This is a genomic window from Myxosarcina sp. GI1(2024) (assembly GCF_053543375.1).
On the sequence record NZ_JBKGTY010000005.1, the window covers coordinates 277,897 to 278,925 of the forward strand.

General features: G+C 42.9%; 1 protein-coding gene. It reads left to right on the forward strand.

The window, feature by feature from the left end:
• On the forward strand, positions 1–751 hold a 751-nt coding region (locus ACLFKQ_RS20260; RefSeq protein ID WP_449001547.1), incomplete at its 5' end, for an HlyD family efflux transporter periplasmic adaptor subunit.
• Between the last annotated feature and the right edge of the window lie 278 nt (positions 752–1,029).

Here is a 1,029-nt window from a genome sequence, read left to right on the forward strand (position 1 = left end):
CAGCAACTTCAGGTACTTTCTCATCTTTGCCTCTTTACGTCAACAGAACCTAGCTCAACAGCAGGGTGAAATGGCGGCCTATCAAACCAAACAAACTCAGTTGAAACCACTTTCTGGCTTGATGCAAGAACGTTTGAATCAACTGCGAGCGGAGGTAGCAGCTCATCAAAAACGACTCGAACGACTCAAACCTCTCGAACGTCAGGGAGCAATTTCGCAAGAGTTTATTTTTCAAGCCGAACAGGCGCAGCGACAAACCGAACAACAGCTGATTCAAAGTGAATTACAAGAAGTAACTAATGCTAGAGAACAGCTGTTTCAAGCCGAACAGTCGCTGCGAGATCTCGAAGCTGGAATTACCCAGAATCGAGGAGAGCTTACTTCAGCCGTTAAAGAAGTCGAGCGACTTCAGGCAGAATTAAGCCAAAAGCAAGCTGAAAGGCAAAAAATTCAACTAGAAGCCAAACAAAAAATCGAGCAATTTGAAGTAGAAATTACTCAAATGGAGACTAAAATTGCGGAAACTAAAAATCAGCTATCTATTATTAAAGCCAAATTAGAGCAAAACGATCTCAAAGCTCCCGTTGATGGCACAGTCCTCTCCCTCGATGTCGAGAATACTGGCAAAGTAGTTCAAGCAGGACAAACCGTTGCTGAAATTGCACCTTACGGCGAACCACTAGTTCTCTCTGCGGTTATATCAAATAAAGACGCAGGTTTTGTAGAAATAGGAATGGCCGGTACAGGTTAAATTTGATGCCTATTCCTATCAAGATTTCGGAGCCGTTCCTGGTAAAGTACTCTCGATTTCTGCCGATTCTGAATCCAACGAACAGAAGGATGAAGTCTATCGAATCAAAATCGCGCTTCAGCGGAACTATATTCAGGCTCATGGTAAAGAAATCAAATTTAAACCAGGGCAAACAGCAGTTGCCGATATAGTCATTCGCCGTCGCCGCCTGCTTGACGTTTTCATAGCGGTACTTAAACAATTTAAACAGACAAAATAAGATAGAATACCTTTGCTGA